At 50.9% G+C, this 17,623-nt stretch carries 21 protein-coding genes and 4 pseudogenes; 8 read left to right on the forward strand and 17 right to left on the reverse strand.

Annotated features, from left to right (window positions below; translation table 11 throughout):
• Positions 1-168 precede the first annotated feature (168 nt).
• From JVX88_RS26200 to JVX88_RS26210, 3 genes and pseudogenes are all read right to left on the reverse strand, one after another.
• Positions 169-462, reverse strand: a complete 294-nt coding sequence (locus JVX88_RS26200) for an RNA recognition motif domain-containing protein (RefSeq protein ID WP_211621547.1) — start codon at positions 460-462, stop codon at positions 169-171.
• Between the two features lie 203 nt (positions 463-665).
• A complete protein-coding gene (locus JVX88_RS26205) occupies positions 666-1,154 on the reverse strand; it encodes a hypothetical protein (protein ID WP_211621548.1) in 489 nt (162 codons plus the stop codon).
• Positions 1,155-1,233: 79 nt separating this feature from the next.
• Positions 1,234-1,884 (reverse strand): annotated as a pseudogene (locus tag JVX88_RS26210) (neutral zinc metallopeptidase); the annotation flags it as partial.
• A gap of 34 nt (positions 1,885-1,918) precedes the next feature.
• On the opposite strand from JVX88_RS26210, the gene JVX88_RS26215 reads away from it, so the two are divergent.
• The gene (locus JVX88_RS26215) at positions 1,919-2,509 is read left to right on the forward strand and encodes a glycosyltransferase family protein (RefSeq protein WP_211621550.1); all 591 of its coding nucleotides are present in this window, start codon (positions 1,919-1,921) and stop codon (positions 2,507-2,509) included.
• Positions 2,510-2,565: 56 nt separating this feature from the next.
• Here JVX88_RS26215 and JVX88_RS41100 read toward each other — a convergent pair whose 3' ends face one another.
• Complete coding sequence (locus JVX88_RS41100; RefSeq protein WP_263975255.1) at positions 2,566-2,757, reverse strand: hypothetical protein; 192 nt, start codon at positions 2,755-2,757, stop codon at positions 2,566-2,568.
• Between the two features lie 360 nt (positions 2,758-3,117).
• On the opposite strand from JVX88_RS41100, the pseudogene JVX88_RS41105 reads away from it, so the two are divergent.
• Positions 3,118-3,558, forward strand: a pseudogene (locus JVX88_RS41105) (glycosyltransferase); the annotation flags it as partial.
• On the opposite strand, the gene JVX88_RS26225 reads toward JVX88_RS41105, so the two are convergent.
• On the reverse strand, positions 3,446-4,324 hold the full coding sequence (locus JVX88_RS26225) for a deoxyribodipyrimidine photo-lyase (protein ID WP_263975256.1): 879 nt from the start codon (positions 4,322-4,324) through the stop codon (positions 3,446-3,448). The pseudogene JVX88_RS41105 and the gene JVX88_RS26225 sit on opposite strands and share 113 nt — an antisense overlap.
• On the opposite strand from JVX88_RS26225, the gene JVX88_RS26230 reads away from it, so the two are divergent.
• Complete coding sequence (locus JVX88_RS26230) at positions 4,323-4,490, forward strand: hypothetical protein (protein WP_211621551.1); 168 nt, start codon at positions 4,323-4,325, stop codon at positions 4,488-4,490. The two genes, JVX88_RS26225 and JVX88_RS26230, sit on opposite strands and share 2 nt — an antisense overlap.
• A gap of 31 nt (positions 4,491-4,521) precedes the next feature.
• Positions 4,522-5,427: a cache domain-containing protein gene (locus tag JVX88_RS26235; protein WP_211621552.1), complete on the forward strand. Its 906-nt coding sequence runs from the start codon at positions 4,522-4,524 to the stop codon at positions 5,425-5,427.
• Positions 5,428-5,447: 20 nt separating this feature from the next.
• On the opposite strand, the pseudogene JVX88_RS26240 reads toward JVX88_RS26235, so the two are convergent.
• From JVX88_RS26240 to JVX88_RS26250, 3 genes and pseudogenes are all read right to left on the reverse strand, one after another.
• Positions 5,448-6,026, reverse strand: a pseudogene (locus tag JVX88_RS26240) (segregation/condensation protein A); the annotation flags it as partial.
• Between the two features lie 143 nt (positions 6,027-6,169).
• Positions 6,170-6,382: a hypothetical protein gene (locus tag JVX88_RS26245; protein ID WP_211621553.1), complete on the reverse strand. Its 213-nt coding sequence runs from the start codon at positions 6,380-6,382 to the stop codon at positions 6,170-6,172.
• Between the two features lie 398 nt (positions 6,383-6,780).
• Positions 6,781-7,158 (reverse strand): carbohydrate ABC transporter permease, encoded by a 378-nt coding sequence (locus JVX88_RS26250; protein ID WP_211621554.1) that lies wholly within the window; start codon positions 7,156-7,158, stop codon positions 6,781-6,783.
• On the opposite strand from JVX88_RS26250, the gene JVX88_RS26255 reads away from it, so the two are divergent.
• A complete protein-coding gene (locus JVX88_RS26255; RefSeq protein ID WP_211621555.1) occupies positions 7,126-8,277 on the forward strand; it encodes a CHASE2 domain-containing protein in 1,152 nt (383 codons plus the stop codon). The genes JVX88_RS26250 and JVX88_RS26255 overlap by 33 nt on opposite strands.
• 35 nt (positions 8,278-8,312) lie before the next feature.
• Positions 8,313-8,846, forward strand: a complete 534-nt coding sequence (locus JVX88_RS26260) for a DUF928 domain-containing protein (RefSeq protein ID WP_211621556.1) — start codon at positions 8,313-8,315, stop codon at positions 8,844-8,846.
• Here JVX88_RS26260 and JVX88_RS26265 read toward each other — a convergent pair.
• The 5 genes and pseudogenes from JVX88_RS26265 to JVX88_RS26285 form a co-directional block, all read right to left on the reverse strand.
• Entirely contained in the window at positions 8,834-10,207 is a 1,374-nt protein-coding gene (locus tag JVX88_RS26265; RefSeq protein ID WP_211621557.1) for a calcium-binding protein, read from the reverse strand. The genes JVX88_RS26260 and JVX88_RS26265 overlap by 13 nt on opposite strands.
• 198 nt (positions 10,208-10,405) lie before the next feature.
• Positions 10,406-11,491: an MSMEG_0568 family radical SAM protein gene (locus JVX88_RS26270; protein ID WP_211621558.1), complete on the reverse strand. Its 1,086-nt coding sequence runs from the start codon at positions 11,489-11,491 to the stop codon at positions 10,406-10,408.
• Positions 11,492-11,530: 39 nt separating this feature from the next.
• Positions 11,531-12,289, reverse strand: a pseudogene (locus JVX88_RS26275) (nitrilase-related carbon-nitrogen hydrolase); the annotation flags it as partial.
• Positions 12,290-12,343: 54 nt separating this feature from the next.
• Positions 12,344-12,571 (reverse strand): hypothetical protein, encoded by a 228-nt coding sequence (locus tag JVX88_RS26280; protein WP_211621559.1) that lies wholly within the window; start codon positions 12,569-12,571, stop codon positions 12,344-12,346.
• A gap of 246 nt (positions 12,572-12,817) precedes the next feature.
• Positions 12,818-13,591 carry a GUN4 domain-containing protein gene (locus tag JVX88_RS26285; protein WP_211621560.1) on the reverse strand — a complete coding sequence of 258 codons (774 nt, stop codon included), beginning with the start codon at positions 13,589-13,591 and terminating at the stop codon, positions 12,818-12,820.
• A gap of 130 nt (positions 13,592-13,721) precedes the next feature.
• Between JVX88_RS26285 and JVX88_RS26290 the strand changes: the two genes are divergently transcribed.
• On the forward strand, positions 13,722-13,922 hold the full coding sequence (locus JVX88_RS26290; protein WP_211621561.1) for a hypothetical protein: 201 nt from the start codon (positions 13,722-13,724) through the stop codon (positions 13,920-13,922).
• A gap of 102 nt (positions 13,923-14,024) precedes the next feature.
• Here JVX88_RS26290 and JVX88_RS26295 read toward each other — a convergent pair whose 3' ends face one another.
• The 4 genes from JVX88_RS26295 to JVX88_RS26310 form a co-directional block, all read right to left on the reverse strand.
• Positions 14,025-14,834 carry a glycosyltransferase family 2 protein gene (locus tag JVX88_RS26295; protein ID WP_211621562.1) on the reverse strand — a complete coding sequence of 270 codons (810 nt, stop codon included), beginning with the start codon at positions 14,832-14,834 and terminating at the stop codon, positions 14,025-14,027.
• A 149-nt stretch (positions 14,835-14,983) separates the two neighbouring features.
• The gene (locus JVX88_RS26300; protein WP_211621563.1) at positions 14,984-15,220 is read right to left on the reverse strand and encodes a Uma2 family endonuclease; all 237 of its coding nucleotides are present in this window, start codon (positions 15,218-15,220) and stop codon (positions 14,984-14,986) included.
• Positions 15,221-15,337: 117 nt separating this feature from the next.
• The gene (locus JVX88_RS26305) at positions 15,338-15,694 is read right to left on the reverse strand and encodes a hypothetical protein (RefSeq protein ID WP_263975257.1); all 357 of its coding nucleotides are present in this window, start codon (positions 15,692-15,694) and stop codon (positions 15,338-15,340) included.
• Positions 15,654-16,094, reverse strand: a complete 441-nt coding sequence (locus tag JVX88_RS26310) for a glycosyltransferase family 2 protein (RefSeq protein WP_211621565.1) — start codon at positions 16,092-16,094, stop codon at positions 15,654-15,656. Before JVX88_RS26310 ends, JVX88_RS26305 begins: the two co-directional genes overlap by 41 nt.
• A 1,097-nt stretch (positions 16,095-17,191) precedes the next feature.
• Here JVX88_RS26310 and JVX88_RS26315 point away from each other — a divergent pair.
• Positions 17,192-17,527 carry a hypothetical protein gene (locus tag JVX88_RS26315; protein ID WP_211621566.1) on the forward strand — a complete coding sequence of 112 codons (336 nt, stop codon included), beginning with the start codon at positions 17,192-17,194 and terminating at the stop codon, positions 17,525-17,527.
• Positions 17,528-17,623 lie beyond the last annotated feature (96 nt).

The raw sequence follows: 17,623 nt of genomic DNA on the forward strand, positions 1-17,623 counted from the left end.
TCGATGAATTGATTTTCAGCCGTTTGATCCTTAGCTGAACCGCTGTAAGTTCTAGCCATTTCTAAAAGTTTCTGGCGATTCAGTTGGTTTGCGGTTGAGCAAATCGCTGAAACCACTACCCGCATCGCCCGCGCTTCAAATGTATTCAGGCTAGGTAAAACACCCGAACTAGCGCTGAGCGCCACCCCGATTCCAATTACTACGCGAACCACCACTTTCCCCACGCGGTCTAGCTTTGTTGACTTTTAGATCCCGTCCCATCCACTCTGCGCCGTCGAGTCCCTCAATAGCGGCTGTTTCTTCAGATTCTGTATCCATTTCCACAAACGCAAACCCCCGCGAGCGGCCTGTTTCTCGATCCGTGGAAATCTGAATTCGCTTAACGGTACCGTATTCCGCAAAAATCTGCGCCAAATTATCTTGGGTAGCTTCGTAGGATAAATTACCAACGTAGAGTGACATGAACATATCTCCGAAATCAATTGCAGAGAGTTAGATTCGGAGAGACGCTTGTAGTAAAACGAATTACACCGCCGAAAATAAACCTTACTAGAGACAATAACACAGAATTTTAGGATGGACTTGCTCAAGGATGCTCTGGACTAAATCAAGCTCTAGTTTTTACAAGAACTATCTCTTGAAATGCTGGGAAATTTTGGGAAAAACTACAGTCCAACTTGCGAAAAAAACAGCGGTAAACGGTCTGCAATCGGATCGCCTACAGTTTCACCTCGCTTCATAGCCCAATATTGGCTCAAAAAGTGAATTTGCCGCAGACCCACTAGCAAGTTGAGGCCGGGTACAAACAGCCACCATAGGGTCAAGGGTGCCTGGAGGCCAGCTTGCCGGTACAAAGCGTTAACTGTGCGATACAGGCGAAACTGCACAATATAAATCCAGATGATACCTGCCAGAGAAAACCAACCAAACCAGCCAGGAACATCGGGATCATAGAGACGCAGGAGCTGAGGTACAGCAATACCCAACCCGAAGGGCAACAGACAAACCGTACCCGACCAGTCTTTGCCGGTATAGTGCTTTAGCTCATCCTGAATCACCCACTTATACCAGCCGTAGTAAGCGAGTCCAGTGAGTAACGACAGCAAAATCACGCGCCAGAGTGGACGTGGAGTTCCCAGAGGTTGATCACTCATCGCTTCAGAACAAATGGCTGTTAATTAAGATTTACATTTATTAACAATCTACCATTCCTCTGAATTTTGTGCCTGAATTCTAGAGGCTAGAAGCGTTGAAGGTGTCACACTGAGCTGGGTCTCCGGTTTGCAGTCCGCGGGCAAACCAGCGAGTTCGTTGTTCCGACGTGCCGTGGTTAAACGACTCCGGGACGACATAGCCCCGCGTTTTCAATTGGATGTAATCATCTCCAACACTGCTCGCTGCTCTCAGCGCTTCTTCGACATCACCCCGCTCCAGGGCCACATTACGCTGAGTCCGCTGGGCTTGATTGGCCCAAACGCCAGCAAAACAATCGGCCTGAAGCTCCAGCATGATCGAGAGCTGGTTCGATTGGGTCTGGCTGACGCGCTGCTGCAAGCCTTGAATTTTCTGCAAAATGCCCAACTGCTTCTGGACATGGTGGCCGACTTCATGGGCGATCACGTAGGCTTGGGCTGCATCTCCGGGAGCTTGATGGCGAGAAGCCAACTCCTCGAAGAAACTCAGATCCAAGTACACTTTCTCGTCTGTTGGGCAATAGAATGGTCCTGATGCCGATTGAGCATAGCCGCAGGCTGAGCGCACCGATCCGGAGAATAATACCAGCGTTGGCTCGCGATAGTTGGCTCCCTGTCGCCGAAACAGATCGGTCCAGACATCTTCGGTATCGGCTAACACGACTTTAGAAAACTCAGCCAACCGCTCTTCTTGTGGCGAAGTTGCCTGACCAAATCAGAAGCTAGTGCTGGTGACGCCCGGAGGCGGTGCCGATGGCTACCGATTAGCCAGCACCTATCTAGCCAGCTTAGCCACATTGCCGTCTACCGACTCGCTGCAAAGTGTGATTGTCTCCGGTCCAGAAATGCCAGCCGCAGAACGGGAAGCGCTGCGCCAACAGGCCGCTAATTTTGCCACCGTCCAGCTTCTAGAGTTCACGGATGATTTGACCAGCTACATGGCGGCAGCGGATCTCGTGGTTTCGATGGGGGGCTACAACACGATCACCGAAATTTTGTCGCTGCAAAAGCGGGCCATCGTGATTCCCCGCACCCAACCCGTTGAGGAACAGTGGATTCGGGCGGAACGTATGGCCCAATCCGGCCTGTTTCGGACAATTCATCCTGATGCTCTGACACCCACAAACTTGATGGAGCTGATGCTGCAAGAGCTACAGGCTTCGCCATTCAATCCGGCTGCTGCCCAACTCGATATGAATGCCCTGCCGCGGATCACCGAATACCTGTTTGCGCTTCTCCGTCAACCCCCCCAATGTTTGCTGAAGCCGCTCTCGTCTCAAGCCCCTTTTTATCCTCTGGAGGTTGCCATTCCATGAAACGCCTGATGTTTTACTGTCAACATATTCTAGGCATTGGCCATCTCGTGCGCAGTCTAGAGATTGTACGCGGCCTGTTGCAGGATTTTGAAATTTTCTTTATCAATGGCGGTGAAGTCGTCGATGGCTTTCCCGTTCCTGATCGTGCTCCGCACGGCTTGGAGGGCCACCAGGTTCATCTGATCAATATCCCGGCCATCAAAACCGACAGCGAGTTTCGAGAACTGCAAATCCCTGATGGTTTCCAAACCGTAGAGCAGGTGCTAGCCCATCGCCGCGATCTGTTGCTGTCTATTTTTGAGCAAGTGCGGCCTAATGTTCTGATGATCGAGCTGTTTCCGTTTGGCCGCAGACGCTTTTCCGCCGAACTGATTCCCTTGCTAGAGCAGGCTAAGGCTGCCGACACCAAAGTTGTGTGCAGCCTGCGGGATATTGTAGTCACCAAACAAGACCGGGCACGCCACGAAGAGAAAATTTGCCGCTTAATGAACCAGTATTTTGATCTGCTGCTGATCCACGGCGACCCTCAGTTCATGCCATTAGAAGTCAGCTTTTCGCGAGTGCAGGATTTAAATTGTCCGGTGCACTATACCGGCTATGTCGCGCAAATGAATGGCCCCGATTCCGCTGAAGTCTCGACTCCAACCGTACCCCAGCCCCTGATTCTAACAAGCGTTGGCGGTGGCCGGTTTGGGCATGAGCTGCTCCATTGTGTAGCCCAAGCCAGTAAATTCCTCGAAGATCGCATCCCACATCAGATTCAAATGTTTACCGGACCGTTCTGTCCAGATGATGTGTATACCTCCCTGCATGATATAGCCTTACAGCGTCGCAACTTGATTGTAGAACGATTCACACCCCATCTGCTCCACTACATGCAACAAGCCGACTTATCAATTAGCATGGCCGGCTACAACACCACAATGAACGTCCTGACTACAGGTGTGCGATCGATGCTATTACCATTCCAGGGCAATGACGATCAGGAACAACGATTACGCTCCGAGCGATTAGCAGAATTAGGAATTGTGCAGGTAATCCAGCGCCAGGATCTCGAACCCGAACGATTTGCCCAAAAGGTAATCGCTTCCCTACAGCAAGCCCCCGCCCCGATCCAATTTGACATGCAGCTCCATACTCTTGAATGGCGCGGCTACAAAAGGCGTTTAGTTTTTCCTGGGCGGCGGCGGTACCAGGCGCAAGGGGCAGTTCGGTGTCCCAGAGGAAACCTAGATCCTTGGCGGTGGGTAGGGCAATTGTCTCGGCTTGGGCGGTGGAAATTTCGGACTCAGATAATCCGCTGGCTTGAGTCAGGCCGACTACTGGCTCGGCTTTGGGTTGGCTTTTCCAGTTGCGCCAGAAGGGGGTGTAGACCGTATAGGGCTGGCCGGAGCCGGTCATTACCTGCGTCGGGGCGTGCAGCAACTGGTCCCAAAACGCCTGGACTTCTACCCCTGCTTCCCGCAGAGCGGCAGCAACGGTGCGGTCGCGTTCTCGACCATAGGGTTCGACATCGCGGTTTAGGTAAACGGCTTGGGCAGAAAGCGCTTTGGCTAGGGCGGGCAATCGCTCGACGGGCTGGCCTTGCAGAATCAGCAACTGGCTGCCTGCTTGGGCGTAGCTTTCCTGAAGCTTGGCTAAACTGCCGATTAGATAGGTGACTCGTGCCGGGGCCACATCATCCCGCTGCAAGATGTTGGGATCGAGGCAAAAGACGCCAATCACTTTGGAACTACGCTGACGTGCGGCATCTAGACCGATATTGTCTACCGTGCGCAAATCACGGCGATGCCAAAATAAAATTAAATCAGTCATGGAGCAGGCAAAAAACGACTTTAATTTCAGCCTTTGTATTTCAGGCTTTATTCAGGATAAAGCGACTCGGCTGGGTTGGGATGCTGCGCCAGAGGGAGAAGGCTTGTCTTGGAACCTTTATGCTTTAGCTGCGTCACTCGCAGGTGGGGACGCTATTCTAAATTAGAGCGGTGTTTCAGCGCCCGCTCAACGCCACTATGCCCAAGCCCCCTATCCGTCATTTTCTATCCTTCTTTTCTTCGAGGCTGCCACTGCGGGCTGTACTGATTATCCCGTTTGTGCTGCAAATTCTGCTGATAGCCGGATTGATTGGGTTTCTCTCGTTTCGCAATGGGCAGAGTGCGGTGAAAACGCTGGCGATGGAGCTAGAGTCTGAGATTGGGCAGCGGATTGAACAAACCCTGGAAACCTATCTAAAAATGCCGCAGTTGGCAAACCAGGCTACGGCTGATCTCGTCTGGCAGGACCTGTTGGATGTCCAGGATATTGAAGCGCTGCGGGTGTATTTGTGGAATCAGTTCAGTCGGTTTAATAATCAATTTTTAGCTACCGAACCGGGCAATCCTTCCCCCAGCCAGCAGCCAGACGATATTTCTTTTCTGGCGATTGGCACCCAGCAGGGCAACTATGTGGATGTGGGCTATGACCCCCAGAACGGTCAGTTGACTCTGAGCATGCTAAACCGGCAGCAAGATGAAACCCTGCGTACCTGGAAGTTGAACCAGTGGGGGAGAGAGGTAGATTCCAAGCCAATCGACGAAGTTACACCTTACGATCCGCGCAGTCGCCCCTGGTACCAAGATGCTGTGAAGGCAGGTCGTTTGATTTGGGTTGGTCCTTACACCACGGTTGGCACAGAAGATTATGTGATTTCAGCCGATCAACCCCTTTACGACCGCAGGGGCAATTTAGTGGGCGTCACCGATGCCACCCTCAGCCTACTCAACATCAACAAGTTTTTAGGCAGCCTCAAGGTGGGTAAGACCGGCCAAGTTTTTGTCATGAAGCTGAATGGTGACCTGTTGGCTACGTCAATGAAGGAAACCCCAGCAGCTGACCAAAATTGCAGCAGTGATTCAAAATCTAGCCAGTCTTGTTCTTGATTGACCTGATTGAACTGTTGCCAATGCTCAGCCAAAAATGTCTCTAACACCGCCGCAATTTCCGACAGATTTTCTTCATGGGCCAGTTGGGCAATGGCTCGCATCGCTTGGGTGCGCGACTGAGGTCGGGGCCGCCGCACCGATCGCCGGGGTTTGGGATCCGCCATTGCTGTAGCGATCAGATTGAGCTGAGCAATCAACTCCTGCAAGGTGACTTGCCGCTTCTGCACTGGTGGGGCTGTCGCTCGACGCCGAATTTGCTGCTCCAATCGCATCAGAAGTGGACGGTCCAGGATGACATCTTCTAAAAACTCAGCCGGTTCTGCCTCGTTGCTATTGTCAGACTCCAAACGAGCTAAACTATCCGCCTTCAACAACAGCAAAATCGAAGCATAGAGAAATGCTTGTCCAGATTCAAACAAATCTGCCTCATAGGGTGGTCGCCCTGTTGAACCTGCTTCTATGGCTTCCGTCGGCTTTAGCTTACTCAAGAAGCGATCAATCACCTCGATCACCTGCACATCCCAAGGGTCAATCTCTCCCCGCTCTGCCAGATCGATCAGTAGAGCAATGGCGTTCTGAGCCAGGGAAAGAGTCATGGCAAGCTTGGCATAACGGCTACTACCTGATACTAACGCGAACAAAGTAAATTGCCGCCAGAAAAATTAGCCCTAGCAAACAGAGGGGGACCCAAAGACTCCAAGGGTTGAGGGGGTCAAAAAAGCCTGAGCCATTCATGTGCTTAAGTGGACCTAAACTTGGGTAGCTGCCGTTGATTTTTGACCATTGCCTGCAACCGCTCCAAGGGATATTCGGCAATGAAGCTCTCCCAGGATTTTGCATAGCCTGCAGCGTTGTAGACGTAGAGGACTCCCCCAACGGTGCGGCTAGAGGTAATCAAATCAAGTGCTCTAGCTAGGTTCAAACACTGAGTAAACTCATTTGGAGTAGTCATTTTTACAGTTTAGGTCCAAATTATTCTTTTAAGGTTAAAGCGAAGCAGCTACACTGCCAGGACAAAGTAGCGATGGCAGGTACCGCTTACATCAGCAATCCTGCAACCGAACCACAATCAGCCCTCTCTAAAGAGGCATACCGGCTGGCGTGACTCAGATTGCCCTGATCTAAAGTACTTAGATCTTGCCATGTTTGCCGTAATTTCGCCGCTAAGTTGGGGGACAGTAACATTTCTTAAGGTATTAAATGTCAGTGGGCTGCTTTGTATGAAGCTCTATTACTACCTATCCGATTCTCTGACTATCTACAAATCAGTAAACTTGTCAGAGTTTTTGAATTTCAAAATCCCGAAGGTTGTTTGAATAGGCTCTAATGGCCTCTACTAGCTTCATAGGGTCAGCTCTTGATTCCGGATGCGGCAATTCCGCGAGTGAACTGGCGCTGGCAGGCTATAAACAGCAGTACGATCGGTAGAGTCGCAATCACAACCGCTGCCATCAGCAATAACCAATTATTGGTAAACTGCTCTTGAAATTCGGCTAAGGCAAGCTGAACGGTCCGCAGTTCCGGCCTGGTAGTGAATACCAGCGGCTTAAACAAATCGTTCCACTCTCCAATGAAGGTGAAGAGAAATAAGGTCAGCATGGCGGGACGAGCCAGCGGCAGAATTACTCGAACCAAGATTTGCAGCCGAGTTGCCCCATCCAGAGCGGCAGCTTCTTCCTTCTCGTAGCAGTGGGGTTGACTGGCGTCCGCTATCTGGGTGGCCTGCAAGCACTAGAGCTAACCGCATTTGATCAACTGATGCGCCTCCGTCCTGCCGAACCGCCCGACTCCCGCCTGCTGCTAGTCACCATTACCGATCAGGATGTGCAGCAGCAAGATGCGCAAGAACGGCGAGGGGCATCCCTCTCAGATCGGGCCTTAGCCCAACTGCTAGAGAAACTGCGTCCACATCAGCCGCGAGTAGTAGGACTCGATCTCTACCGGGATTTTCCGATTGATCCAGCTTCTGGACTAGAGGCGCAACTCCAACAAGTACCGCAGTTTGTCGCCGTCTGTGAAGTGGGGGAAGGCGGTGGCACCAAACCCCTAGCCGGCATTCCCAGCGAGCGGCTCAGCTTCAGCGATCTGCCAATTGATCCCGATGGCGTGGTGCGACGGCAAATTCTGGGCATGGCGGCAGCTCCCACCTCGTTTTGCGTCACTGATACGGCCTTTAGCTTCCGGCTAGCTCAGCGTTACTTAGCCGCTCAGGGCATCCAGACGACTCGCGATGCCACAGGAACAGTTCAGATCGGCGAGACTCGCTTTCCGCAACTGCGCCCCGACAGCGGCGGCTATCACCAGCTCGATGCCCTTGGCTATCAGGTGATGCTCAACTATCGGGCCGTCCATCCACCCGCCGATCAGGTGACGCTGGGCGAAATTTTGAGCGGTGCTCTCGATCCCCAACTCGCCGATCTGGTCCGCGACCGGATTGTGCTGATCGGTACGGTCGCCTCCAGCTTCAAAGACTACTTCCTCACGCCCTACAGCCAAGCCGACCCCATGCAGAAACTGCCCGGAGTGGTGATTCAAGCCCATATGACGAGTCAACTCCTGAGTGCCGTCCTCAATCAACGACCGCTGCTGCAAAGCTTGCCCAACTGGGCCGAAATAATTTGGATTTGGGGCTGGACCACGCTGGGCGGGGCACTGGTACTCGTTTGCCGCTCGCCGTTGTCGATAGGGCTAGCTGGAGTTGGAGCCATCCTGCTCTTGGGCGGGATCAGCTATGGTGGTTTGCTGCAGGGTTTGTGGCTGCCTCTGATTCCAGCCGCAATTGGATTGGTGATCAGCAGTAGTGCAGGCACGGCTCATCGCTTAATTTATCTCATTACCTACACCTAGTCATGTATCACACAAAGTCATCCTCAAAAAAACTTTTGATTCAATTTAGTGTTCTTAGTGTTCTTCTCGCTAGCATTCCAGTAGCTACACCCATCTCAGCGCAACCAACGATTCAGCGACCTCGAATTCCTACGGTTGCCCAGGCTGCTCCAGAATTTTCCGATGTGGGTAGACCCCGCCGCCGTCAGGGAGGAGGTAGTCGTGGCTCTTGTCTGATTGCCGACAAACCACCGCTCACTGCCCTTGTGCCCGACAGCAGCACTGGCTACACGCTGGCTCAGTCACCTGCCCTCTGGTTTTACCTGCCCTATCGTCTCACCGACCAACATGCAATCGAATTTGTGCTCAAAGACAGCCAGGATAACCTGGTCTACGCCAAAACCATTGCAGGAAACGAAACGGCTCCCGGCATTGTCAATCTGCGTCTACCGGAGTCTGTAATTCTCGATACCACCCAGAGCTACGAATGGTATGTGCTGGTGCAGTGCGATGCTGAAAATCAAGAGCGGTTTGTGTTTGTGAGTGGGGCGATTCGGCGGCTAGAGCGTCCAGAACTTCAGCAGCCGTAAAGCTGGTCGTTGCCGTCTTCGCCATCCAGGTTGTCGGTTTCGCTGCCAGCAAAGATCACATCGTTGTCTGCCCCACCCAGCAGTTTGTCGAGGCCAGCCTCACCGTAAAGCTGATCGGTACCTGCATCACCGTTGAGGGTATCGTTACCTTCGCTGGCGAAAAGCTGATCCGCGCCAGCGCCACCCGATAGCTGATCATCGCCAATTTCACCGTAGAGCTGGTCATTGCCTTTGCCCCCCTCAAGAGTATCCTGCTCGGTTCCGGCGAACAGGCGATCGTCTCCTGCGCCGCCATTGAGCTGGTCATTTCCAGAGGCTCCGTAGAGTTCATCGCTGCCTGCGTCGCCGTTCAACGCATCGTTGCCGTCATTGCCAAACAGTTTGTCATTATCAGCTTCACCGGAGAGAGTGTCGTTGCCGGTCTCACCTTGCAGTTCGTCATTCCCTTCACCGCCCTGAAGACTGTCATCACCTTCGCTGCCGAAGAGTTTATCTTCACCGGCACCACCCGAAAGGCGATCGCTGCCCAGTCCACCATCGAGCGTGTCGTTACCATCATCACCGTTTAGGGTGTCATCTCCTTCGGCACCGTTGAGCAGATCGTTACCCGTGCCGCCGTTTAGGGTGTCGCCACCGCCTTCGCCAAACAAGCGATCGTCATCCTCACCGCCGAATAGGCTATCTTGCCCATCACCACCAGAGAGCTGATCCTGCCCGGCATCGCCATTCAGCGTATCGTCACCTCCTTCGCCAAACAATCGGTCGTCATTGGCTCCACCTGAGAGGATGTCGTTGTTTTCGCCGCCTAATAGCTGATCGGCTCCGGCATCACCAGACAGGGTATCATCGCCGCGTTCACCGTAGAGAATATCTTCACCGTCATTGCCATTGAGCTGATCTTGATCATCACCACCGTAGAGGGTGTCATCGCCTGCATCACCAAACAGCGCGTCATTGTTGGCTTCACCGTAGAGCTGATCGCTGCCTTCGTTGCCGTTGAGTATATCTTCGCCAGTGCTAGCGTAGAGAATATCGTTGCCTAACCCACCGCTGAGAATATCGTTTCCGGCTTCACCTAATAATTCATCATCACCAGCGTCACCAGCAGCAGTATCATTTCCTTCACTACCAAGTAGCTTATCGTTATCATCGCCACCATTGAGCGTATCATCTCCGGCTTCACCGAAGAGTTCATCGTTGCCGCTACCACCATTCAGTGTATCTGCCCCTTCGCCGCCGAAAAGCTTGTCAATTCCTGCGCCTCCGCTGAGCGAGTCTTGTCCGAGATAGCCATACAGAACGTCGTCTGCTGCGCCGCCAGTCAGAACGTCGTTGCCATTCGTTCCTTGAAAAATTGCCACGTCCGTTACCCTTTCACAACACCTTACTCCTATTGGTGTGCGCCCTGTTGCCGCCAATCGGCTGATCTCATGCTATCTCTACCGGAAAAGGTTATTGTGAAGCGCTCGCCTGTTTCGTAATTGCAGGAGTCAAGGAACTGTGAATTTTCTCAAGATGTATGTGCGATTTGTGTCACCGGAGATTGGGATGCTGAGGCGCTACAGAACAGTTTGGGTTTTGGTTGGTGAAATCATGATGCAGTCTTGAGCCTGCCAATTGAGAACAACTTCTCCAGATGGCTCAGTTCCGCTTAATTGAGTCACTGTAAAAGCGCCGATTTGAGTTTCGAGTTGGATGTGTAGGAGTTGACCGATGTAGGTCACCTTCGGCACAAACGGCACCACAAACGGATAAACACCCATCTGAATCAAGCGTTCTGCCGTTGCCACTAGCGTCGCCTGATCATCGCCCAAACCCGCCAGCAGATAGGTGCTGACCTGTCCCCAGCCGAATACCTTAACGGCGGCTTCAAAGGCTTGAAAGTAAACTGACAGTGGCACCGTCGCCTTACCGGGCATGATCGCGGCCCGCACATCGGGATCGACTGCTTCTAAATGCATCCCCAAACTATCAACGCCCGCATCCTTCATGCGTTCAAACCAAAAGAAATCTTCTGGCGGTTCGCACTGGGCCTGAATCGGTAAGTTCACCCGCTGTTTGATCGCAGCGGCGCAATCAGCTAGATAAGCCGCACCCCGGTCGCTGGTGTTGGGGGTGCCGGTGGTCATCACCATATGCGTGACGCCATCTAACCGCACGGCGGCCTCGGCTACCTCGGCCAACTGAAGCGGCGTTTTCCGCGCGATCGTCCGTTCTGCAGCTAGAGATTGACCAATCGCGCAAAACTGACAGGCCGTAGCCGCATCGCTGTAGCGCATACAGGTCTGAAGCACTGTGGTTGCCAACACATCGCGACTGTGCAGTAGGGCAATTTTCCAGTAAGGAATTCCGTCTGCTGTTTTGAGGCTGTAAAACTTGGGCTGCTGCGGAAAGCTAATCGATGCGACCGGATCAGATTCCCAGTGCAGAATTGCCTGATTCGTCTGGGCATTGATCGTAGCGCTGTAGGGCGAGCTGGCAGCAGCATCGGTGTAGATCGGCACCATTACGGTTGTTCCAGCAATCGTCACTGCCTTGTGATCTGACGGTCCAGCTCCTCCTTTGCGTCCAGAGGCCCCAGCTTCAGCATTGATGATTTTCAATCCATGAGATTGCAGCTCTGTGATTAACCGTTGCGTATTCATAGTGTGTGTTCACAAGTGAGTTAAGTGAATTGGCTTGAGCTATAGATTTTGTGGTTCTAGCGGCAACTCAGAGGAGATCTTGACCATCTGCGCCGATCCATTCTCCATCGCTTGCTCAGACACTTCACTCAGTACGGACCAAGGAGCCATATTGGACTTTAGTTGCAGCAGATCGGGACGGGCATAGTGGCCAACACAGTCCATCATCCGTTTGCGTTTGGTGATTAGGGAAAAATCGAGGTCGGCAATTGCCATGCCTTCGCCTTCAGTAATGGGCGTAGCCAGCAACACTCCCTCTGGACTCACAATCGTCGTGTAGCAGCCACCATTCAACACCGATCGCAATTTCGGATCCGGCGTGATTTGTTCGACCTGATCGGGCGAGAGCCAGCTTGTGGCGTTAACAACAAAACAACCGGCCTCCAAGGCGTGATGCCGAATCGTCACCTCAATCTGCTCGGTAAAAATCTGCCCTACCATGGAACCGGGAAACTGGGCGCAATGAATCTGCTCATGCTGAGCCATCAGAGCATACCGAGCTAGCGGATTGTAATGCTCCCAACAGGCCAAGGCTCCCAATTTACCAACCGCCGTATCCAGCACCTTCAATCCGGCTCCATCCCCCTGTCCCCACACCATCCGCTCGTGATAGGTCGGCGTGATTTTGCGTCGCTTCAACAGCAGAGTACCGTCCGCATCAAAAACAAGTTGCGTATTATACAGCGAGCCATGATCTCGTTCATTCACGCCTAGGACTACCACCAATCCATAGGACCGCGCAGCTCGGCTCACCGCATCCGTAACAGCACTGCTACTAGGTCTGTGGGCAGCGACTCTATCTTATTCCTTTGTCTAGTTTTCGGGGTACATTATAATATACCTCCAATCACTGCTCGAAGGAGAACGGTTAAGAGCAGCAGCTATGTCGATTGGTCGAGTTGGATGACCAGCATAATGCTCGTAAATAGCTTTAGGAATGCTTAACACGGCTTCAAGGCTGAATTGAGGAAAGTCAGTTTGATTGAAATTTACCCGCTTTTTCTTATCTTCTGACTCCTGACCATTGGCTGCATCAAGCATCTTGAAACTCTCCACCATTCTCCGCAGCAGGATTACTTAAAATCCCGTATTGACTTTAACTTTATATACCATGAGAGCCAAAAATGGCATTCAAAATTTGGGGAATGGATAAATCTTCAAATATCGCCACAAACTGTAACCGAAGCCAGCTAACGGCTAAAGTGAGCGGCGGCACACAACATGCAAACGAAGTACAGGATCTCTTATCCGTCCGCTCCACTGCGTTGTTATGCTGCGCCGCAACACTCATTTTTCAGGTTGTAAACGCTCGGCTAAAAGCAAAGGTTCGCAGCTCTCAAATCGAAAGAGAAGTGCATCTAAATATGAACCCCACACCAGGAATGGAAGATGTCCTGTCGGCGCGTTTAAGCTGTAGAAAAGATCGTCTAAGCAAATAAGCCACTCACCATTTTTTCTCCAACCAACTTGATCACCTAACCTACTGCAACTTTGTCCAACTTCATCATACAGAAGTTTCTGGATTGAAAAACCAAAGTGTCCTTTGCTGTACTTTAGCCAGAGTTGATCTACTGTACTTAAATCGGTACAGGAAATTTGCTCAAGAAGCTCGTAAGTGAATCCTGCTTCTTCACCTACTTCACCGACGGTTTGTAGTAGAAGCCTCTTCGTCTCATAATTAGCTATCTTCCATCTGTTTGTTGCAAGTAGATCAACCAGGTTAGTGAAGTCAATGTTCTTCTCCGTTTTAAGTTTGATCTCCTGAGGAACAACTAGTCTTTCAGGAATGCTCAAAGATAAAGACTGGTGAGAACTGTCTGAACTTGCCCGTGCCGATAGATCAGCAATCATTTTCCAGTCTTCAATATCAATAGCCTGACAGATAGCTATGAAGTTTGCACGACGGATAGGCTCTCGATCCCAAAATCGCTGCAATGTTTTGAGGGAGATGCCAGCCGCTTCAGCCCACCGCTCATCGTGCTGCTTCCAGCGTTTGCGAATTCTTGCTGGATCGATCTGGTCATCTAATGCAGATTGTGTTGCTTTCAGAGATCGTGCCATCTCAAAATTTTTTGTGATTGTCCTCTTGGTAAAAAATTTTAGTCAGTTTTAGTCAGTTTGCAACTGGGACTACAGGCTCTGTTGAAATTCCAGCATTCTAGACATGTTATCTGAAATCGAGAAAATTGCAATGACTCAAACTCAATCGAACGTAACTCACCAAACCACCTCACCAATTTCCCCAATTGACATCCAGCCAATTGTTGAACATGGCGAGTCCCCTACCGCCATTATTCTGGCAATCTCGATCCTTATCTTTGTCTTCGTTGGCTCTATTCCCAAGCTTATTCAAGTCATCATGCTCTTTTCCCAGCCAAAACGTTCGCGGTAAAACTTTCAACGCATCGCGTCTCTTTAAAGGGGTGCGATGCTGAAAGCTCTCAACAGCTAAAGAATATTTTCGCTGATAAGTAGAGCAGTATAACGACCAAGCTCACCGGACACGGGAGCGAGTCGGGTCAACCAGAAAAAACAGCAGCAGCCAGCGGATACCCAGGAGGGTGCCAAAACTGAAGGGAATAGCTCCCAACCAGGTAAAAAACCTCAGCGGCTTGTAGAGCATGAAGATCCGCAAAATCGTCATCGCGGACCGAAACACATAGGAGGGAATGTTTCTAACGAGACGGGAGCGGCGCAAATTCGGATTGGTGCGGATCGGCACCGAGGCAATCGCCATGCCTTTTTGTCCAGCTTGAATAATGGTTTCCAGCGTGTAGGTGTAGCTGTTGAACACATTGAGCTGCATGGCCGCCTGACGGCTAAAGGCCCGGAATCCACTAGGCGCGTCGGGGACGTTGGTGTTACTAGCAAGGCGGACCATCCAACTGCCAAAGTTTTGCAGCAGCTTTTTGGTCAGCGAAAAATGGCGCGTGTCCCAAATCGGGCGTGCCCCGATCACCATATCGGCTTGGCCGTGCAGGATCGGCTGAATCAGCGTAGGAATGTCATCGGCACAGTATTGATTGTCGGCGTCGGTATTGACGATAATGTCGGCTCCGGCCCGCAAACAGGCTTCCAATCCGGCCATGAAGCCCTTAGCTAAGCCCTGATTGGTAGGAAAGTGAACGATGTGATCCACCCCAAACTCTTTGGCGACTTCCACGGTGCGGTCACGACTGCCGTCATTGATAATCAGCCACTCGACCCTGTCGATACCCGGAACCTGCCGTGGTAGAGCCGAGAGCGTGATTCCTAGAGTGCGCTCCTCGTTGTAGCAGGGGATTTGAATAATCAGTTTGGTCATGGCTTCGTCGTGGCTCACACGCACACCGCATCAGCCAGATATTTATCACAAAGCGGTAGACAATACCAGAAGTTAGCCAGTTTCGGTGGCAGGTTTTTCTGCCAACGCTGACTCGCTTGCCTCAAGCTGAACTTTGCGATAGAGATCGGTCAGCTTGATTTGAAATGGCACCGTAGTCGCACATCGCTGATGAATGCTTCATAATCCTGCTGCCTCAGGCCAAAATTGAGAGCAGCATAAAGATTGCTAGCAATTCGATTGTGATTTGTTGTTCCACCTGCGATTGGAATGATTGAGCCGTCGATGTATTCACTTTTGCAGTCAGCCGTAGCTTCTAGAGCCAGATACTCGGCTGGCGTGTAGAAGAATTTTTCTGTGGCTTGCATCGGTTACTTGTATTCAGGTTACATCGCAGGTGGAGTCATAGCGCTAGCTTGCGTCCATTCTATCGAGTAGTTCAGACCTGTTTTAATTAGCTATGCTGTCCTAAACACCCCTACACCCTACTCACTCCCTGCCCACAAACTCAAATCCAGCGAACTCTCCAGACCAGGTGCGGTTTCGATAATCCCATATTGGGCCATTAAATCGGTGGTTTGCTGCCATTGTTCCGGTACAATCAAGCCGATTTGGTTGGGTTCAATGCCACGCATCACATATTCACCAACTAATTCCAAAGATTTCTGCTGGTAATCCACGTTGGTGTACTTACTACCCTTCTCCGCATAGGTTTCGGCCACTAGTTTGGCAGTGCCGGGAATGTCGGCTAAGGCGCGCTGCCATCCCTCGAAGCTAGCTTCCAAGAAGGATTTGAGCAGGTCAGGATGCTGTTGCAGTAGGGCATCGGTGGTGAAGAACACCTGAGCATAGGCTTTGTAGCCATACTGGTCCATTGGCAGCAAAATTGGCGCTTCTCCGACTCGTTGAAATGCCGATTTCCGGCTGCTGGGCAAAGCATTCAACCTGGACCGCTAACTTGTCGGGCAGCAGAACATCGTCCTGATCTAAAAACGCGATCAGCTCGCCTTGGGCTAGGGCCATACCGCGATTTCTAGCTGCTGCGACGCCTCGATTCGCCTGTTCTATATAGCGAATTCGCTCCCGATAGGGTTGCAAAACCGCGGCAGTTTGGTCGGTAGAGCCATCGTTGACCACAATAATTTCGTAGTCTGAATAGGTTTGATGCAGAATGCTATCCAGCGCCTTGGTAATGAATCGCTCGCCGTTGTAGGCCGGAATGATTAGACTGACTTGGGGCATTGACAAACTCGTGAGTAGAGCCATTGCGGGCACTGGAATGATTCATATTCTACTGCAATCAAATCTGACTGCCATCTTCAGACCAGTTTTTCTTTAGCAGCAAGACAAACATTCATACTACAGCATTTTTCACTCATGTGAGGTATAGGGGGTGTGAGGCTTTCGCCCCCACGCAGGGGCAGTGCCCCTGCACCCCGTTTTTCGTACTTCACTAGCCTGAAAAGGTTGTATTGGATGCCTTCGGATTCTCATCGCCATAATTCATCTTTTGATTCGATAATTCTAATCTAAGGATGCCTTACAACATACGCTGGCGACAGGTAAGGTGGCTGCACCCTGTCTACTTCATTAAGTCGCTTATGAGAGAGAAAAATTAATTTGTGATTCACATAACATTACAGAGTTAGCTTGTTTTATCTTTCCTGGGATAGATAGAAGAGAATCAGAGTTAATATGTAATTTAAGTACAGCCTACTTTTACATAAGCTGGCTTTTGTAGAGAAAAATGGTTTTGCGTAAAAGTAGAAGGAATGGCTTTTGGTGAATCGATTAAAGCGTTCGCTAGAACTGCTTTTCGCCAAGCCTTTGGGGGGTATTGGGTTATTTGGAATTGAATTAGTTCAAAAAATTGCCGAGCCTAGAATCTAGTAATCTCGGTGGCTGATTTTGCCTACAGTGTCTAAAAATTAATGGAGTGAATGGAGTGTTAGCTTCAAACATTTCAGAAATTCGATTTCTGCTGGCGAATCCAGGTTATATTCCCATAAATACAGTAATCCTTTGTAGGATCTGAACGGGGTGCAGGGGTGGAACCCCTGCGTGGGGGCAGCGCCCCCACCCCCCTGTTCACAACCAATTTGTGAACGCTGTAGGTTTAGAAATACATAGTGAACTATCTTAATAAGTGCTTGGTGAAGATATTGCTCACAGAGCAGTGTCTGGAACGGTTGCGCAGAAATGCTGCTCGTTAGTTATCGCGTAGGCTAATTACATAGACCAGAAAGTAACAGCATGAAGTGAAAGGTGCCCTGAAGGGTACTGTTGGAATCAGATCTAAAGGTCATACTTTGATTGAGTACTGATTCGAGGATTTAATTATGCTTGAAAATGATATTTCTAGTGTTGCACTTGAAGATGTTGCAGTCAAAGAAGTACAGCGTATCATTAGCAGTGACGTAACTTACCGTGAAGCTGTGGTAAAAGCGATGCGCCAAGTTGCAGGCCAGCATGGGTTTACTGTTGATACCCATGAGTTGATCATGGCATCCCACGAGGCTATCACCGCAGCTCTGATGCCGATCACGAAGGTTACTGTCGATCGGGTGAACACATTGCTTTCCTTGATGTTTATTTCCCAACCGTCCTATGCCTGTGCTGAAACCCTGCCTACAGGCTTCAGGAGATGGGTGTACTCGCAAGATTACACAGTCTGATTGCCCCCGGACTCAACTGGTACTTTGACCGAATTGTGGCTGAAACCCGCTCCAGTCGAGGCTGACAGCCTCCGATGAATTTTTTCTTAAGAAAGT

Source organism: Leptolyngbya sp. 7M, assembly GCF_018128485.1.

What these genes read in the sequence shown, in the direction of transcription:
- JVX88_RS26200 (WP_211621547.1), bottom strand. Translation starts at nt 462, where the DNA reads ATGTCACTCTACGTTGGTAATTTATCCTACGAAGCTACCCAAGATAAT.
- JVX88_RS26205 (WP_211621548.1), bottom strand. Translation starts at nt 1,154, where the DNA reads ATGAGTGATCAACCTCTGGGAACTCCACGTCCACTCTGGCGCGTGATT.
- JVX88_RS26230 (WP_211621551.1), top strand. Translation starts at nt 4,323, where the DNA reads ATGGAGCAGGCAAAAAACGACTTTAATTTCAGCCTTTGTATTTCAGGC.
- JVX88_RS26225 (WP_263975256.1), bottom strand. Translation starts at nt 4,324, where the DNA reads ATGACTGATTTAATTTTATTTTGGCATCGCCGTGATTTGCGCACGGTA.
- JVX88_RS26235 (WP_211621552.1), top strand. Translation starts at nt 4,522, where the DNA reads ATGCCCAAGCCCCCTATCCGTCATTTTCTATCCTTCTTTTCTTCGAGG.
- JVX88_RS26245 (WP_211621553.1), bottom strand. Translation starts at nt 6,382, where the DNA reads ATGACTACTCCAAATGAGTTTACTCAGTGTTTGAACCTAGCTAGAGCA.
- JVX88_RS26270 (WP_211621558.1), bottom strand. Translation starts at nt 11,491, where the DNA reads ATGAATACGCAACGGTTAATCACAGAGCTGCAATCTCATGGATTGAAA.
- JVX88_RS26280 (WP_211621559.1), bottom strand. Translation starts at nt 12,571, where the DNA reads ATGCTTGATGCAGCCAATGGTCAGGAGTCAGAAGATAAGAAAAAGCGG.
- JVX88_RS26285 (WP_211621560.1), bottom strand. Translation starts at nt 13,591, where the DNA reads ATGGCACGATCTCTGAAAGCAACACAATCTGCATTAGATGACCAGATC.
- JVX88_RS26290 (WP_211621561.1), top strand. Translation starts at nt 13,722, where the DNA reads ATGACTCAAACTCAATCGAACGTAACTCACCAAACCACCTCACCAATT.
- JVX88_RS26295 (WP_211621562.1), bottom strand. Translation starts at nt 14,834, where the DNA reads ATGACCAAACTGATTATTCAAATCCCCTGCTACAACGAGGAGCGCACT.
- JVX88_RS26300 (WP_211621563.1), bottom strand. Translation starts at nt 15,220, where the DNA reads ATGCAAGCCACAGAAAAATTCTTCTACACGCCAGCCGAGTATCTGGCT.
- JVX88_RS26310 (WP_211621565.1), bottom strand. Translation starts at nt 16,094, where the DNA reads ATGCCCCAAGTCAGTCTAATCATTCCGGCCTACAACGGCGAGCGATTC.
- JVX88_RS26315 (WP_211621566.1), top strand. Translation starts at nt 17,192, where the DNA reads ATGCTTGAAAATGATATTTCTAGTGTTGCACTTGAAGATGTTGCAGTC.